Below are 15,349 nucleotides of genomic sequence, written 5' to 3'. Positions count from 1 at the left end.
TTTTTCCTTGATGAGGTAAGCAGAGAGCTTAGAGATTTTGAATACTACAGACAGATATACAATTATGTCAAGGGGCGAGGAAACTTCATGGTGGTAATAAACCCGGGGGCAAGGGTGCCTCAAGAATATTACAGTGTGGCGGACAAGGTGGTAGTCTTTGAAAGCAGTTTAAGTTTCCTATATAGCGGATATGGTCTAATAAGGGCAAACCCAAAGGACTGCTTTCTTGTGTATGGCGTAAGGGATACTGCACAGGCAAGGGAGCTCCTTTCATACCTAACATCTCGTGGTGCCAGTTGTGCCTATGCGGTAGATGAAGACCCTCCTTTGTGGTTTAATCTTAGCCCCTACATGAATGTTTTGTTAGAATAAAACTCTATGAAATTGCTCCTTCTCTTAATTGTGCCTTACCTTTCTTTTGCCTTTTATCATTGCTTTTTTGATGCAGGCAAGAGGTATGGAGTTGACCCTGTCCTTTTGATAGCTATAGCAAAGGTGGAGAGCAACTTCAATCCACGGGCTGTAAACGTCAACAGAAACGGCACGAGGGATTACGGCATTATGCAGATAAATTCTTCTTGGCTTGAAAGGTATAGAATTCCCAAAGAATGGATTTTTGAACCCTGCTACAACATACACTTTGGAGCTATGGTGCTTAGAAGGTGCATGGAGCAATACAAAGACATAAGCCATGCGGTGGACTGCTACAACAAGGGAAGCAAGGCAAAGGGTCATGGTGCTTATGTGGAAAGGGTTTTCAGAAACTACAAAAGATACTACACTATGTTAAAATAGATAAGATGAAACGGAATTTTGTTGACCTTTGGGAAATAAGCCCTGAGGAAGGGTGGAGTATACTCCAAGACGCTCTAAGTATAAAGAGAGGTATTGATAAGGAGCGTTATTTAGAAGGGAAAAACATAGCCTTATACTTTACAAAACCCTCTACAAGGACTCGCGTATCCTTTGAGGTAGCCATAGCTCAGCTTGGTGGTAATACCATATTTCTACAGGAGAATAGTCTGCAGGTTTCAAGGGGTGAAGACCTAAAGGATACCGCAAGGACCCTTTCAAGATATGTGGATGGGATAGTTATAAGGACAGACTCCCACAAAAAGTTAGAGGAGTTTGCCAAATACTCGGATATACCGGTGATAAACGCCCTTACAGATATGGCACATCCGTGCCAGATACTGAGTGATATTTTTACCCTTTACGAAGTTTTTGGGGAAGATGTGCGGAGTATCAAAATAGCTTATGTGGGAGATGGAAACAACGTATGCAACACATGGCTTGTGGGTGCGGGTCTTTTTGGTCTTAAGCTCTTTGTGGCAACTCCAGAGGGTTATGAGCCAAGCAGTCTATACTATCAAGCTGGTGAAGACCTATGTAAGATAACTGGTGGTAGCATATATCTAACTACAAACCCCGTAGAGGCGGTAAGGGACGCTCATGTGGTATACACGGATGTATGGGTTAGCATGAACCAAGATAGAAAAGAGGAAAAGCTACAAGCCCTAAGACCCTATCAGGTAAACAAGGAATTACTTTCATACGCAAAGCCCGAGGTTAAAGTGATGCACTGTCTTCCTGCAAAGAAGGGAGAGGAGATAACAGAAGAAGTTTTTGAGTCCCATGCGGACTTTATCTTCACGCAGGCAGAAAACAGGCTTCACACTCAAAAGGCACTACTTAAGTTTTTGTTTTCTAACTCTACTTGAGGATTTCTCTCTTTAATGTAAGAAGTAGCTGGAATAGGCGAGTGGAGTGTTCTTTAATCTTTTTTATTATTTCCATATCCTCTGGCTTTGGGTTTTGAGTATCTATCTTGCTGGCTACCTCATGAAAATCACAATGAAGTTTTTCTATTTCATATAGTAGCTCCTTAATCTCATCTTCGTATTCTTCCATACGAGGATAAACCTCTTCGTAAAACTTTTTCCCAAAGGCACATTCTCTACAGGTTTTATGTTCAAAGGGTTGACCGCTTTCTATAGCTCTTTCCAGTTTGGAAATATACAAGGCATGCTGAGAGAGATATATGTCCAAGTCTCTTAATAAACTTAATAGTCCAACCATAGAAACAACCTCCCTAATGACTTATTGTATCTTACTCCACAGTAACCGTCTTGGCAAGGTTTCGTGGCTGGTCTACGTCAAGACCAAGATAGTCCGCTATATAGTAGGCAAAGAGCTGTAGTGGAATAACTGTCAAGAAAGGTGTGAGGTCTTCTTCTATCTGTGGCACTTCCAGGAGGTCCTGACAGAGCTCTTTTAGCTTTTGGTCTTTTCTAAAGCCAACGCTTATTACTTTTCCTTTCCTTGCGAGCACTTCCTCTATGTTAGACAAGATTTTCTCGTAAACCCTGTCCATTGGTGCTATGGCTACAACGGGCATACGCTCATCTATAAGGGCTATGGGTCCGTGTTTCATCTCTCCCGCAGGATAGCCTTCCGCATGTATGTAGGATATTTCCTTTAGCTTTAGTGCACCTTCAAGGGCTACTGGATAGCTCAGATACCTGCCAAGATATATGGCGTTTTTAAACTCCGCATACTTGAGGGCAACCTCCCTTACCTTTTCTGCCTCTGAAAGGACCTCTTCCACAAGGTGAGGAACTTTAAGAAGATTTTCCATAAGGTTTTCCCTTTCCTCGGAGTGGCTCACCGCAAGGGAATAGAGAACTGCAAGCTGTGCGGTAAAGGTTTTTGTAGCTGCAACGCCAATCTCTGGTCCTGCGTGAGTGTAAAGGCTATAATCAGATTCCCTGTCTAAAGCACTGCCTATCACATTCACAATAGAAAGAAGCGTTGCTCCCTTTTCTTTCATAGCAAGGGAGGCAAACCTCGTATCTGCGGTTTCGCCAGATTGGGATATGGCTATTATTAGGTCTCCCTCTCCTACTGGGCTGTCTGAGTATCTAAGCTCCGAAGCGTATACGAGCTCCACAGGAATTTTTGCATACTTTTCTATCCAATACTTACCCACAAGACCTGCATGATAGGAAGTTCCGCAGGCAACTACCAATACCCTGCGAAAGTCTCTTAGGTTTATTGGTATGTCATAGCTTCTTGAAATGTAGCCTCTTATGGTATCTCCAAGGGTTCTTGGCTGTTCAAATATCTCCTTTAGCATAAAGTGCTTAAAGCCACCCTTTTCTGCAGATAGCACATCCCAAGGCACATGCATTATCTCCTTGGTAAGCAGGTTGCCTTCAAAGTCGTATATGAAAAAGCCGTCAGGTCTTAGGTCCACTATCTCTCCGTCATTGAGAGGTATTACATCCTTTGTAAAGGGCAAAAGAGCTGGTATATCAGAGGCGATGAAGTTCTCCTTTTTGCCCACACCTACCACAAGGGGGCTTCCGTATCGCACCGCCACTATTCTGTTTGGCTCTTTGACAGTTATCACCGCAAAAGCATACGCCCCCTTTAGCTTTTTTATAGCTTTGAGGACCGCTTTGAGAAGGTCTCCCTCATAGTTAAGAGAAATAAGGTGTGCTATGGTTTCTGTATCTGTCTGCGTCTTGTATTCTATACCTTGCCTTTGAAGCTCTTCCTTTAGTTCTCTGTAGTTTTCTATAATGCCATTGTGGACCACCGCAAACTCACCTTTGCTGTCCACATGAGGATGAGCGTTTAGTTCACAAACCTCTCCGTGGGTTGCCCACCGTGTGTGTCCTATGCCTGTGGTAGCCTTTAACTCCTTTCCCCATAGACTTCTTATAAGTTCCCTTATCTTACCCACTTTCTTTTCCACATAGAGCTTTCCATCTTCTATGAGAGCCACACCGGCAGAGTCATAACCTCTATACTCAAGCCTTTCAAGCCCTTGGAGTAAAACCAAAAGTGCAGGATTTGTTCCTGCATAGCCTACTATTCCGCACATGCCTAAAATTATAAGCTATGGAGGAAGTTATAGTAATAGGTGGTGGTCTTGCAGGTTCGGAAGCCAGCTATAGACTGGCAAACATGGGTCTTAGGGTATTACTCTATGAGATGAGACCCAACCAATACACCCCAGCCCACAGGACAGATAAACTGGCTGAGCTCGTATGCAGTAATACGCTTGGAAGCCTTGAGATTACCTCTGGTGCTGGACTTTTAAAGGCGGAGATGGAAATGCTTAACTCCTTGATAGTAGAAGCTGGCAGATACGCCTACGTGCCAGCAGGCACAGCCCTTGCGGTAGACAGGGAGCTTTTCTCTGAATATATAACTCGCAAGATAACAGAGCATCCCAATATAAGGATAATAAGAGAAGAGGTAAAGAAAGTTCCGAGAGATAGGGTAGTTATTATCGCTTCTGGACCCTTGACCTCTCCGAGCCTTGCGGAGGATATAAGAGAGCTTGTAGGCTTTGACTACCTTTACTTTTACGATGCCATATCTCCTATTGTTGAAGCGGACAGCGTGGATTTTTCAAAGGGCTTTTGGGCTTCTCGCTATGGAAAGGGAGGGGATGACTACTTTAACTGCACCCTCACAGAGGAGGAATACAAGGTCTTTTATGAAGAGCTTCTTAAGGCGGAGAAGGTAAAACCAAAAGACTTTGAAAACCTTGTTTACTTTGAAGGCTGTATGCCAATAGAAGAGCTTGCAGAAAGAGGATACAAAACACTGCTCTTTGGACCTATGAAACCGGTAGGTCTAAAAGACCCACGCACTGGAAAAGAACCCTTTGCGGTAGTCCAGCTAAGAAAGGAAAACAAAGAGGGCACACTGCTCTCCCTTGTAGGCTTTCAAACACGCATGACCTATTCAGAACAAAAAAGAGTTCTTAGACTAATACCCTGTCTTAGAAACGCAGTTTTTGTAAAACTCGGCTCTATGCACAGAAATACCTTTATACAGTCAAACCGAATTCTCACACCCTTTTTGAACATGAGGAAGTATGAAAATATCTTTTTTGCAGGACAGATAACAGGCGTGGAAGGATACTCCGCATCCGCAGGCACTGGTCTATTAGCTGGTATAAATGCAGGAAGGCTCATAAAGGGTAAACCTTTGGTTATCCCACCAGAAGAGACCATGTTGGGTTCACTTGTAAGGTATATAACCAGTAAAGAAGGGACGCTTCAACCCATGTCCCCTGTGCTTGGACTTTTGCCACCTTTGGAGAAAAGGGTAAAGGATAAGCAGGAGAGGAAAAGGCTTTTGGCAGAGAGGGCTATAAAGGCTATGCGGGAGTGGGCAAGATGTGTAAACGAGGATATAATTATAAATAGCCCCGCAACGGGACAGGGTTGAACCCCGCCAGGCCCGAAAGGGAGCAACGGTAGACCCACAGTCTCGGGTGCGGGGTTTAAGCATAGAATGGAAGCCTTAAACCCTTCTCAAGAAAGAGCGGTAAAGCACTTTGGCAAGCCTTTGCTTATTATAGCGGGTGCTGGCTCTGGAAAGACCAAAACCCTCGCTCACAAGGTGGAGTTTCTCATAAGGGAAAAGGGCATAGCACCAGAGAGGCTCTTAGCCATTACCTTTACCAACAAGGCGGGTAAGGAGATAAGGGATAGGGTAAAAAGGGTAGCGGGCGTAGACCTACCATGGGCTGGCACTTTTCACTCTATGGCTTTGAGGCTTTTGAGGTCAAAGGGTAAGCAAGTGGGTATAAGCACCAACTTTAGCATACTTTCTGAAGGAGATAGAAACCAGATAATAAAAAAGCTCTCGCAGTCCATAAACACAAAGCCAGAGACCTTAAAAAATTATCTTTCAGAAAGGTTTGAAAACCTAAGAGAACCCTATGACGAAAAACTTGAATACGCTCTACAGGAGTATTTGAAGGCTTTAAAAAGTATGAACCTTTTAGATTTTAGCACCTTGATGCTATATACAAGAGAGCTACTCCTTAAAAACCAAAGCATAAGAGAAAACTTTGACTTTGTGCTTGTGGACGAGTTTCAAGATACGAACACAGTCCAGTATGAGATTTTGAAACTTTTGGCAAGAGAAAATGTCTGTGTGGTGGGAGACCCAAACCAGTGCATATACGAATGGCGTTATGCAAGACCGGACAATATACTTCGCTTTAAGGAAGACTTTAACCCCGATGTGATAAAGCTTGAATACAACTACAGGTCAAGACCTTACATAATACATATTGCAAACGCAGTGCTATCCGCCTCTAACGCAGAATGGAAGAGCCTAATACCTACCCTTAGACCTGTAAAGGAAGGTGGTCAAAAGCCAACTGTTAGACGCTTTGAAAGGGAAGAGGAAGAGGCGGTTTGGATAGCCACCAAGGTCAAGGAGCTACTCCAGAGCTATAAGCCTCATCAAATAGCCATACTCGTGAGGGTGGGATACATAACAGAACCCTTTGAAAGAGCTCTTGCTGGGATGAGAATTCCTTACAAAATAGTGGGTGCCATAAGGTTTTTTGAAAGGGCGGAAATAAAGGATGTGCTTAGCTTTTTCCGAGTTCTTACCAATCCTTACGATGCGGTTAGCTTCTCAAGGGCTTTGGAGGTTGCCACAAGTGGTATAGGAGAAAAAACTTTGGAGCATATACTTCAGGCAGGAAAGGGCAATTGCCTTGCGGGCTCTCAGGCTATCTTAAAAAGCCTACCACAGGCAAAGGCGGTGGAGCTTTATGGCTTTTTACAGAAACTTTCAAAGCTCTACAAAAGCCTTGAGGACTATCCTCAGGCTATAGAGGACTTCTTGAGGGAGATAGACTTCTGGGATTATCTAAGGGAAAGCTACAAGGATGCGGAAGAAAGGGAAGAAAATGTTAAAGAGCTTTTGAGATACCTAAGGCAAAAGCACTCCGAAGGATACCGTCTTGTGGATGTGCTTGAGGAGGTGAACTTTCTCACAGAAAGGGAAGAGGAGGAGGGTGCTGTTAAGATAAGCACTATACATGCCAGTAAGGGGCTTGAGTTTGATGTGGTTTTCCTGCCAAGGTTGGAGGAGGGCATACTGCCACACGAAAAGGCAAAGGAAAGCCAAGAGGAGATGGAAGAGGAGCTAAGGCTTTTCTATGTGGCTATAACCAGGGCTAAGGAGCTTCTCTTTATGACCTACACAAGAAACTCCAAGCCAAGCAGGTTTCTCTCTTTAATTCCTAAGGAGCTTCTTGACCTTTCCGCCTTTGCAAAGAAGAAGACCACCTACATGCCAGAGCTAAAGAGCTTGAAGGACTTCAAGGTGGGTGATAGGGTCTTGCATGAAATCTTTGGTGAGGGAGTTATACTTGCCATTGAAGACTCCAAGGCTCTTGTGGAGTTCAAAGCTGGTAGAAAGAGCATACATACCGCCTTTTTAAAGCCTGTGGTATAATGTAAAGCATGCAGACAAAGGTTGCTTGGAGCATCACACATCAAGAGTTTACCATAACGGACTACTACTACTTTTCCATACTTCAAAGAGAGGCGGAAAAGAGAGGTCTAATAGTCCACGAGGTGGACAACTGGGAAAAACTCAAGGAATACCACACCATAGTATTTAACTACCCCGAGATTCCTTTCACAGAGAAGGAAGTCCAAGACGTGGAAAGGTGGGTCTGGGAGGAGGGTAAAAAGGTCATTCTCCTTGGCTATTACAAGAACGAAGACCACATAGCGGACACCTGCAACACTCTTTCCAGAAGGTTTGGAATGGAGCTAAACCCAGATGAGGTTATAGACGAGGTAAACAACCACCAAGGAGACAAATACTTTTTGGTCACTTCAAAGATAAGAAGGTATAACAAAAACGAGAAGAACGAGGTCAATGTAAACAAGATTATGCTCGCCTGCAGTGCCTCTATAAAACCTCTCATGCCAGACATAAAGGTGGTGGTGCGTGCGGAAGACACTGCCCAGTCTAATATGGGACACTATACCCTCTTAATAGCGGAGCAGATAGCACCTACAAGTGGAGGCTATTTCTGCCTTGCAGGGACATGCGTCTTTTGGGATAATTACTCCATAACCCTCTACGACAACCTTGAGTTTTCCATAAACCTCTTAAGGCATACACCAAAACTCAAGGTAGAGGGTGGAAAGCAAGTAATACTGGAGATTTAGGTTTAAAATTCGTAGAGGAGGGGTGGTATGGATGCTTACCTTATGGCAGAGGATTTTCCCAAGCAGTTTAGCAAAATAGAGTGCCAGCCTATTTCTCTTGAAGGCTATGCGGGTGTGGTCTTTAGTGGTATGGGTGGTTCTGGGATTGTGGGAGACTTTATGAAGTTGTTTGTCCCTGCGGAAAAGCCTGTGCTTTCCATAAGAGGCTATGACCTGCCAGCCTTTGTAAAAGATAACTGGCTTTTGGTTTGCACCAGCTACAGTGGAAACACAGAAGAGACCATAAACGTCCTTGAGGAGGCACTCCAAAGGGGTCTAAAGCCAGTTTGCGTTAGCTCTGGAGGAAAACTAAGGGAAATAGCAAACAGAGAAGGACTTGTGCACATTCCACTTCCAGAAGGATATCCACCCAGATATGCACTTGGCTTTATGCTTTCTGCCCTTCTGTGCCTTTTTGGAATGGATGGCTCTGTGGAGCGTGTAAGAGAGCACTTAGAGACCAATAAGGAGGAAATAAAAAAGACCGCCCAAGAGCTTGCCAAAAATATGTTTACCTACCTGCCAGTGGTTTATGGCACGCCTCTTACAGAGCCTGTAGCCTTTAGGTGGAAGACCCAGATAAACGAAAACTCAAAAACCCTTTGCTACAATGCCATTTTGCCTGAAATGCACCACAACGAGGTGGTAGGTTTGGACAACCCTCAAATAAGAAACCTATGCGGTTTTGTCTTGCTTTATGACCCACAGGACCACGAAAGAATTCTAAAAAGAGTGGATATAACTCGTCAGGTCTTTGAAGACCTTGGCGTGCTTTTGAAAGTTCTCTCTGGAAAAGGAGAAAGTTTAATAGAGAGACTTCTATACCTTACCTATCTTGGAGACTGGGTGAGCCTATACTTGGCGGATATATATGGACAAGACCCTATACCAGTCAAGGTCATAGACTTTATAAAGAAGAGCTTAGCTTGAGTTTATAATATGCATGCATGGAGTTAGAGTGGCTTATCTTTGGTGCAGTAGTTTTTACTGCCCTTTTTCTTGACCTTTTTGTGTTTCACAGAAACCCTCACAAGATTTCTCTAAAAGAGGCACTCCTTTTATCTGCCTTTTGGATAGCTTTGGGTCTTGCTTTTGGTGTTTTTGTCTATTTTGATAGAGGCTACGATAGGGCTGTGGAATACTTTACGGGATACCTGCTTGAAAAAGCCTTGAGCCTTGACAACATATTTGTGTTTATCCTCATATTTTCCTACTTTAAGATACCAGAGGAATACAGGCACAAGGTGCTTTTCTGGGGAGTGTTAGGTGCCATAGTCTTTAGGGCAATATTTATTTTTGCTGGGCTTGAGCTTATAAAACACTTCCATTGGGTTGTTTATATCTTTGGCGTAATCCTTATAGTTTCTGCCATAAAGCTCCTTACCACGGAGGAAAAGGAGTTCCATCCAGAGCAGACCCTTGTCTATAGGATAGCCAAAAGGCTTATTCCTCTAAAACCTCATAATGGTGATGGAAGATTTTTTATAAAAGAAGGTGGAAGGCTTTACGCCACGCCCATGTTCTTGGCTCTTGTGTTTGTAGAGAGTTCAGACATAATGTTTGCCATAGACTCCGTTCCTGCAATTCTTGCCATTTCCAAAGACCCATTTGTGGTATACACTTCTAACATCTTTGCCATATTGGGGCTTAGGTCTCTATACTTTGCCGCTGCGGGGATTTTGCCTCTCTTTCACTACCTGCACTATGGGCTTTCCTTTATACTGGGTTTTATAGGTGTAAAGATGCTCCTATCGGAGTTTTACAAGATACCTGTGGAGGTTTCTTTGCTTCTTATTGGCAGTGCCATTTTCTTGTCGGTGGTCGCTTCCTTGGTGGTAAAAAAGAAAGAATCCAACAATGCTTAGGGTGCTTCAGGTTGTGGATGGTATTGGCTGGGGAGGGACAAAGGAGCAAACATACCTTATAACAAGAGAGCTGTCTCTTAGAGGCTTTCAAGTCCACATGGCTCTTTCCTTTCAGTATGAGCTCATGATAGAAAAGCTAAAAGACTTTGGAGTTAAGTTTCATCTTTTTGAAAACCACAACAAGCTCTCCAGGTTTAACCCTGCCAATTACTACAGGCTTTGGAAGGTGCTAAAAGAGGGCTTTGATATAGTGATAGCCAATTCTCCTCATGCCCTTGACTTTGTAAGGGTAGCCATATCCTTTTTGAGAAAAAAGCCTAAAATAATAGCCTACAAAAGAACAGGCAAAAGCTCAAACTTCCTATCAAAAACTTTCAAATACTCTGTGGCGGACAGGATAGTGGTGGTGGACAAGACAACCTTTGAAAGGCTAAAGGAGGAAAACTTCTTTCCAGAAAGGCTTGTATATATACCCAGCGGGCTTGACCTTGAGAGGTTCAGACCCTTGGGAAGGGAGAAGGCACTAAAGAAAAGAAAGGAGTTAGGCATAGAGCCAAGCAAGAGGGTTTTCATAAATGTAGCCAACTGGAACCCAGAGCATAAGGGTCAACCTCTTCTTATAAAGGCTTTCTCAAGGCTTGAGTGTGTGGACTGTCTCCTTATCCTCGTAGGGCTTGAAACGGACAGGCATGCACCAGAATACGCAAAAAGGTATGGTCTTGAAGGTAGATTAATAGGTCTTGGCTTTAGGGAAGACGTGCCAGAGCTTTTGAATATGGCGGATTACTTTGTCTTTTCCTCTTACTTTGAGGGTATAGCAGGGGCGGTGCTTCAGGCTATGGCTTGCCAAAAGGTGGTAATATCCACCCTTGCAGGTGGCATAAGGGACTATCTTGTAGATGGTGAGAACGGTTTTGCGGTGCAGGTGGGAGACCTTGAGGGCTTAACGCAAAAGATGTCTCGTGCTCTAAGCCTTTCAGAAGAGGAATACAGAAAAATTTCCACAAAGGCACTTCAAACCGCAAGCCAATACTCAATAAAAAGCACTGTAGACAAGTATGTGGAGCTCTTTAAGGAGCTGTTGGATATATCTTAAGCCCTTCAAAATACTCCATAAAAGCCTTGTTTATGTATATGCTTCCATCCTTAAACAGTAGCAAAACGCCTATGTGTGGATTTTCCTTAAGAAACTTCTCCCTGCTTTGGTCATCCATAGCCAAAAGAGCAGTCTCTATTGCATCGTTAATGGTGCAATCTCCATAGGCAACTGTCGCTTGGAGCAGGTTATTTTCCCTACCCAGAATGTGCCTTCTTAGATAGTTTCCACCCGTTGAAAGGCACAGGTCTTTTGCATTATAGCCTTCTGCGAGTATTTTGTTGTTTATAGGATTAAAGACCGCAAGGCGTCTTTTGTGTCCCCAGACCTTCAAGTCACCCGCTATGGACAAAAAGCCCCAGTCCGTTTTCAACATCTCATAAGCCTTCTGCACCGCATAACCCTTGCCAACACCCCCAAGGTCTATAGCCATACCCTCTTCCAAAAGACAGACCCTATTTCCTTCTATCCTCACCTTCCTGTAGTCTATAAGCCTTTTGGCTTCCTCCTCTCCCAGTATACCCTTCCTTTTGTAGTTTATAGTGTAGCTTCCCACTGTTATGTCAAAAGCACCCCCTGTCCACCTTGAGACTTCAAGGGATTTTTTTATGACCTCAAGAGTCTCTTCAGAGACTTCCACACAACCCTTGCCAGCCTTCTGGTTTATTTGAGACACTTCAGAGCTTTCCAAGTAGTCAGAGAGCTTCTCCTCAAGGCTTCTCATGTATCTATAGGCTTCATACTCTTTACCTTGAGGAAGTTCAATAAGAGCGTATGTCCCCATTAGGTGGAAAAGTTTCTCCTGTGAGAAGGCAAAGGCTATAAAGAGCAAAAGGGCAAAGAGGCTCACCTTCTCCTCTGTCTGCTTGGTTGTTGTCTTTGTGGTGCCTTTGGTTCTTGCACAGAAACTTTTACTTCAAAGTCCTTTATAACCACCCTTGCAGGCTTTGCCTTTCCCTCCTCAAAGACAAAGCTAAGCATAGGATGGTTTTCCAGGCTGGAGGGCAAGGTTTCATCCACAAGTATACCACTTACAAAACCTAAAGCCAAAAGGGAGGGCTGGAGCACAAGGCTTGGTTTTTCCTGATACCTTAGCACTCTCTTTAGGTCTTGGTTAAACTGGCTTTGCACCTCTTCGTAAGGTCTTTCTCCAAAATAAGCCATGTAAACATGAAGGGGTTGAAGCAGTTTGAGCCTATCCTCAAGACCCTCTCCACCTTTTACATAGTAGGCTTCCACACCCAAAGTCCTCAAGGAAGCTACCAAAGAAGCAGAAAAGAGAGCACACAGGTCTGAGGTCTCCATATAAACCACTGCAATGCGGTTATAACCCATGTCTTTTAGTAGCTTGGCTATTTGGACGCTGGCATTTATGCGTGAGTTTGCCCTCTCTGGAACAAGAAAGGGATTAACCTGCTGAGCGGGTGAAAAGGCAACAACCGACAAAATCATGCTAAGTCCAAGTATGTATTTCCTCATGACTTTCATTATAATACATAACCGTGGAAAACCTCAGGGAAAAACTCAAAAGGTTAGAAAGGCTTTCTCTTGACCCCTTTAAGCCAGAACCCCTAAGGGAAGAGCTGGAAGATATAATGAAAAGCATCCCAGAAATGAGCAAAGAGGAAAGGGAAGAGCTTTTGAGTTTTCTCCAAAGACTTGAGAAAAGAGTTGAAGAGAATTATCGTATATGCTTTGGCTGGATAGAAGAGGTTTTTAAAGGAGGCTTTAGGAGGCAAGTATGAGACTTCTCATACTTCTTGTCCTTCTTAACCTTTCCTTTGCCCTTGATAGAGTAAGAATAAACGAACAATCCTATAGGCTTATAGAATACATGAAGAGAATAGAGGAGTTTCCACAAAGGCTAAGAGGAGAGCAGATAAAATATTGGATAACTCAAGACCGGTTTCCGGAGGGTAGGCTTTTCATAGGAGATAGGCTTTTTACAGAGAAAGACCTTGAGAACTTTATGCAGGAGGCTAACCTTTCTGCCATACCAGAAGAGGTTTATGTGCGTTATGGCTGGACCCTAAGAAGGACCAATATGCGTATGTATCCGAGCGATGCGGTGGTTCACAAGGGAAACCCAAAAATAGACTACAACCAGTATACGCTTCTTGAACCTCATACCCCTTTGGCTATACTCCATAGTTCAAAGAGTGGAAGGTGGCTATACGCGCATGCACCCTATATGAGAGGCTGGGTAAGGAGAGAGGATGTGGTTTTTGTGGAAAGAAAGGAGCTTCTCAAGGTTATGAGCTTACCCTTTTTGGTGGTAACCAAGGGAAGTGTAAAGGTAGATAACACTGTCTTTGGACTTGGTTCAAAGGTCTACTACGAAGAGAAGAAGGGAGACCTCTACAAGGTAGTCCTTCCAGACAAGAGGAGGGTATGGATAAAAAGGACAGAAGGTCTTGAGGAAGGCTATATAGCCTTTAACGAAAGAAGGACTAAGTCCATCTTAGACAGTCTTCTTGGCACACCTTACGATTGGGGTGGAAAGGAAGGAAGGTGGGATTGCTCTTCCTTGGTGCAAAGCCTTTATGCCATATATGGACTTGAGCTTCCAAGAAACTCCTCTCAGCAGGCACAGATAGGCAGGCTCGTAGCGGAAAGTTTTGGTAGCTACGAAGAGTTTAAAGAAACTCTCAGAGCCCTGCCACCCTTTAGGACGCTTCTTTTTATGAGAGGTCATGTAATGATATACGGGGGTTTTGAGGAAGGTCAGCCAGTTATCTACCATGCGGTCCATAGACTAAGAAGAGAGGATGGTTCTCAATGGCATGTAAACAGCATCTATAAAAACCTTCTTGAAAGAGACAGGTTGAGAAACTTATATAAATCTATAATAGCGGTTAGGGTGCTTGACTAAAGCTCAAGGATATCTCTAATGAGTTGAGTTGATAACTATTACCACTTACACTGGTCTTTTGCTATTTTGTGTATAGTTATCCTGTATTCTCTAAGGAGTGTAAGGAATTTATCTTGTTTTCCTCCACCATAGTCTCAATGTATAGCTTTGCCACCCTTTGAGCTAAGGCGTTCATCCTTCTTATATATCTTGCCCTTTCTTGAACAGAGATAACACCCCTTGCGTCAAGAAGGTTAAAGGTATGAGAACATTTGAGAAGATGGTCGTAGGCAGGAAGCACAAGACCTTCCTCAAGAAGTCTTTTGGTTTCCTTTTCGTATATTTCATAAAGTTCAAAAAGCACCTTTGGGTCTGACTTTTCAAAGTTGTATACGCTCCACTGGTATTCCGCAGGCTTAAAGACCTCTCCGTAGGTGAGCCACTCGTTCCACTTTATATCAAACACACTGTCCACATCCTGAAGATACATGGCAATCCTCTCAAGCCCGTAGGTTATCTCCACCGATATCTCCTCAAGGTCAAGCCCACCCGCCTGCTGGAAGTAGGTAAACTGAGTTATTTCCATACCGTCCAACCACACCTCCCACCCAAGACCCCAAGCACCCAAAGTAGGAGACTCCCAGTCATCCTCCACAAAACGAATATCGTGCTCCTCTGGGTTTATACCAAGTGCCCTTAGGCTATCCAAGTATATCTCCTGAGGGTTGTCTGGTGCAGGCTTTAGGATAACTTGAAACTGAAAGTAGTGCTGAAGTCTGTTAGGGTTTTCGCCATAGCGTCCATCCTTCGGTCTCCTTGAAGGCTCCACATACGCCACGTTCCACGGCTTTCTGCCAAGCACCTTGAGAAAAGTGGCAGGGTTCATAGTCCCCGCACCGGTTTCTATATCATAGGGTTGCCAAATCGCACAGCCCCTCTCCGCCCAAAAGCGATGCAAAGTCATAATAATTTCCTGAAAGGTCATAAGAGTTATTTTACAGCATTTTCTCACTCAAGGACATAAACCAAACTCTAAAGCACTATATCATCGCTATGGTCAAAGTGCTTACCTATTTTTATAGTTTGTGCATTTCTTCTTATCCTGAAGACTACAATACGAAAATTTGGGCTATCCTCTCTTATTATCTTTGACTTAATGTCCTGCAGGCTCTCCTGCGTTTCAAAAACACTGAGCTGGACATGAAACCCATCCTTTTTCAAAGATTTTCTAACCCTGCTCCTTATGTTCTCTTCTGTATAGTCATACACTACAAGTCTCATCGCCTTCCTCCATGTTAAATATTTTAGAAATACTGCTATAAAGCTCCTCCACACACCTTTGCGTGATAGTGTGGTATTGCTCCACCACTACACTTAGCCCCTCTTTATTTAGCTTTTTATCGTCCAGAAAGTGAGCCTTACCAAGTTTACCAGAAAGGAATAGGTCAACCACAAAATTCGTAAGCATTGGTCTAACCGGCTCCAT

General features: G+C 43.7%; 17 protein-coding genes, 1 other RNA gene and 1 pseudogene. 12 read left to right on the top strand and 7 right to left on the bottom strand.

Annotated features, from left to right (window positions below; translation table 11 throughout):
* The 3 genes from WKI49_00280 to argF form a co-directional block, all read left to right on the top strand.
* The coding region (locus tag WKI49_00280) for a spherulation-specific family 4 protein (GenBank protein MEJ7620936.1) at positions 1 to 372 on the top strand (372 nt) is incomplete at its 5' end.
* 6 nt (positions 373 to 378) lie between these two features.
* Complete coding sequence (locus WKI49_00275) at positions 379 to 795, top strand: lytic transglycosylase domain-containing protein (GenBank protein ID MEJ7620935.1); 417 nt, start codon at positions 379 to 381, stop codon at positions 793 to 795.
* 5 nt (positions 796 to 800) lie between these two features.
* A complete protein-coding gene (gene argF, locus WKI49_00270) occupies positions 801 to 1,721 on the top strand; it encodes an ornithine carbamoyltransferase (protein ID MEJ7620934.1) in 921 nt (306 codons plus the stop codon).
* Here the strand turns inward: argF and WKI49_00265 are convergent.
* Both WKI49_00265 and glmS read right to left on the bottom strand, forming a co-directional pair.
* Positions 1,714 to 2,079, bottom strand: coding sequence for a CZB domain-containing protein (locus tag WKI49_00265; protein ID MEJ7620933.1), 366 nt, complete (start codon positions 2,077 to 2,079; stop codon positions 1,714 to 1,716). The two genes, argF and WKI49_00265, sit on opposite strands and share 8 nt — an antisense overlap.
* A gap of 31 nt (positions 2,080 to 2,110) precedes the next feature.
* Positions 2,111 to 3,889 (bottom strand): glutamine--fructose-6-phosphate transaminase (isomerizing), encoded by a 1,779-nt coding sequence (gene glmS / locus WKI49_00260; protein ID MEJ7620932.1) that lies wholly within the window; start codon positions 3,887 to 3,889, stop codon positions 2,111 to 2,113.
* 17 nt (positions 3,890 to 3,906) lie between these two features.
* On the opposite strand from glmS, the pseudogene trmFO reads away from it, so the two are divergent.
* The 7 genes and pseudogenes from trmFO (at position 3,907) to WKI49_00225 (ending at position 11,012) form a co-directional block, all read left to right on the top strand.
* Positions 3,907 to 5,199, top strand: a pseudogene (trmFO, locus tag WKI49_00255) (FADH(2)-oxidizing methylenetetrahydrofolate--tRNA-(uracil(54)-C(5))-methyltransferase TrmFO).
* A gap of 23 nt (positions 5,200 to 5,222) precedes the next feature.
* Positions 5,223 to 5,314, top strand: an RNA gene (gene ffs, locus WKI49_00250) — signal recognition particle sRNA small type.
* Positions 5,315 to 5,316: 2 nt separating this feature from the next.
* Positions 5,317 to 7,284 (top strand): ATP-dependent helicase, encoded by a 1,968-nt coding sequence (locus WKI49_00245; GenBank protein MEJ7620931.1) that lies wholly within the window; start codon positions 5,317 to 5,319, stop codon positions 7,282 to 7,284.
* An 8-nt stretch (positions 7,285 to 7,292) separates the two neighbouring features.
* Positions 7,293 to 8,012, top strand: coding sequence for a hypothetical protein (locus WKI49_00240; protein MEJ7620930.1), 720 nt, complete (start codon positions 7,293 to 7,295; stop codon positions 8,010 to 8,012).
* Between the two features lie 27 nt (positions 8,013 to 8,039).
* Positions 8,040 to 8,981 carry a bifunctional phosphoglucose/phosphomannose isomerase gene (locus WKI49_00235; protein MEJ7620929.1) on the top strand — a complete coding sequence of 314 codons (942 nt, stop codon included), beginning with the start codon at positions 8,040 to 8,042 and terminating at the stop codon, positions 8,979 to 8,981.
* Positions 8,982 to 8,998: 17 nt separating this feature from the next.
* Positions 8,999 to 9,916, top strand: coding sequence for a TerC family protein (locus WKI49_00230; protein ID MEJ7620928.1), 918 nt, complete (start codon positions 8,999 to 9,001; stop codon positions 9,914 to 9,916).
* Positions 9,909 to 11,012 carry a glycosyltransferase family 4 protein gene (locus tag WKI49_00225; GenBank protein ID MEJ7620927.1) on the top strand — a complete coding sequence of 368 codons (1,104 nt, stop codon included), beginning with the start codon at positions 9,909 to 9,911 and terminating at the stop codon, positions 11,010 to 11,012. The genes WKI49_00230 and WKI49_00225 overlap by 8 nt, the downstream gene beginning before the upstream one ends.
* Here the strand turns inward: WKI49_00225 and WKI49_00220 are convergent.
* The gene (locus WKI49_00220; GenBank protein MEJ7620926.1) at positions 10,987 to 11,862 is read right to left on the bottom strand and encodes an FAD:protein FMN transferase; all 876 of its coding nucleotides are present in this window, start codon (positions 11,860 to 11,862) and stop codon (positions 10,987 to 10,989) included. The genes WKI49_00225 and WKI49_00220 overlap by 26 nt on opposite strands.
* Entirely contained in the window at positions 11,859 to 12,491 is a 633-nt protein-coding gene (locus WKI49_00215) for a hypothetical protein (GenBank protein MEJ7620925.1), read from the bottom strand. Before WKI49_00215 ends, WKI49_00220 begins: the two co-directional genes overlap by 4 nt.
* Positions 12,492 to 12,514: 23 nt before the next feature.
* Here WKI49_00215 and WKI49_00210 point away from each other — a divergent pair, with 23 nt between their 5' ends.
* Together WKI49_00210 and WKI49_00205 are read left to right on the top strand one after the other, a co-directional pair.
* Positions 12,515 to 12,757 carry a hypothetical protein gene (locus WKI49_00210; GenBank protein ID MEJ7620924.1) on the top strand — a complete coding sequence of 81 codons (243 nt, stop codon included), beginning with the start codon at positions 12,515 to 12,517 and terminating at the stop codon, positions 12,755 to 12,757.
* Positions 12,754 to 13,884 carry an SH3 domain-containing protein gene (locus tag WKI49_00205; GenBank protein ID MEJ7620923.1) on the top strand — a complete coding sequence of 377 codons (1,131 nt, stop codon included), beginning with the start codon at positions 12,754 to 12,756 and terminating at the stop codon, positions 13,882 to 13,884. The genes WKI49_00210 and WKI49_00205 overlap by 4 nt, the downstream gene beginning before the upstream one ends.
* Positions 13,885 to 13,960: 76 nt before the next feature.
* Here the strand turns inward: WKI49_00205 and WKI49_00200 are convergent, their stop codons facing one another.
* The 3 genes from WKI49_00200 to WKI49_00190 form a co-directional block, all read right to left on the bottom strand.
* Positions 13,961 to 14,848: a glycine--tRNA ligase subunit alpha gene (locus WKI49_00200; GenBank protein ID MEJ7620922.1), complete on the bottom strand. Its 888-nt coding sequence runs from the start codon at positions 14,846 to 14,848 to the stop codon at positions 13,961 to 13,963.
* A 47-nt stretch (positions 14,849 to 14,895) separates the two neighbouring features.
* A complete protein-coding gene (gene cas2, locus WKI49_00195; protein MEJ7620921.1) occupies positions 14,896 to 15,144 on the bottom strand; it encodes a CRISPR-associated endonuclease Cas2 in 249 nt (82 codons plus the stop codon).
* Positions 15,125 to 15,349, bottom strand: a 225-nt coding sequence (locus WKI49_00190; GenBank protein MEJ7620920.1) for a hypothetical protein, incomplete at its 5' end; no start/stop codon positions are given. The genes cas2 and WKI49_00190, both read right to left, overlap by 20 nt.

The sequence above is a fragment of the Aquificaceae bacterium genome, assembly GCA_037722135.1.
GTDB lineage: Bacteria > Aquificota > Aquificia > Aquificales > Aquificaceae > Pampinifervens > Pampinifervens sericum.
This window is presented reverse-complemented; position numbering and strand designations above follow the sequence as displayed.

Excerpts from the sequence above, each read along its gene's own strand:
- WKI49_00275 (MEJ7620935.1), top strand. The coding sequence starts at position 379 with ATGAAATTGCTCCTTCTCTTAATTGTGCCTTACCTTTCTTTTGCCTTT.
- argF (MEJ7620934.1), top strand. The coding sequence starts at position 801 with ATGAAACGGAATTTTGTTGACCTTTGGGAAATAAGCCCTGAGGAAGGG.
- WKI49_00265 (MEJ7620933.1), bottom strand. The coding sequence starts at position 2,079 with ATGGTTGGACTATTAAGTTTATTAAGAGACTTGGACATATATCTCTCT.
- glmS (MEJ7620932.1), bottom strand. The coding sequence starts at position 3,889 with ATGTGCGGAATAGTAGGCTATGCAGGAACAAATCCTGCACTTTTGGTT.
- WKI49_00245 (MEJ7620931.1), top strand. The coding sequence starts at position 5,317 with ATGGAAGCCTTAAACCCTTCTCAAGAAAGAGCGGTAAAGCACTTTGGC.
- WKI49_00240 (MEJ7620930.1), top strand. The coding sequence starts at position 7,293 with ATGCAGACAAAGGTTGCTTGGAGCATCACACATCAAGAGTTTACCATA.
- WKI49_00235 (MEJ7620929.1), top strand. The coding sequence starts at position 8,040 with ATGGATGCTTACCTTATGGCAGAGGATTTTCCCAAGCAGTTTAGCAAA.
- WKI49_00230 (MEJ7620928.1), top strand. The coding sequence starts at position 8,999 with ATGGAGTTAGAGTGGCTTATCTTTGGTGCAGTAGTTTTTACTGCCCTT.
- WKI49_00225 (MEJ7620927.1), top strand. The coding sequence starts at position 9,909 with ATGCTTAGGGTGCTTCAGGTTGTGGATGGTATTGGCTGGGGAGGGACA.
- WKI49_00215 (MEJ7620925.1), bottom strand. The coding sequence starts at position 12,491 with ATGAGGAAATACATACTTGGACTTAGCATGATTTTGTCGGTTGTTGCC.
- WKI49_00205 (MEJ7620923.1), top strand. The coding sequence starts at position 12,754 with ATGAGACTTCTCATACTTCTTGTCCTTCTTAACCTTTCCTTTGCCCTT.
- WKI49_00200 (MEJ7620922.1), bottom strand. The coding sequence starts at position 14,848 with ATGACCTTTCAGGAAATTATTATGACTTTGCATCGCTTTTGGGCGGAG.
- cas2 (MEJ7620921.1), bottom strand. The coding sequence starts at position 15,144 with ATGAGACTTGTAGTGTATGACTATACAGAAGAGAACATAAGGAGCAGG.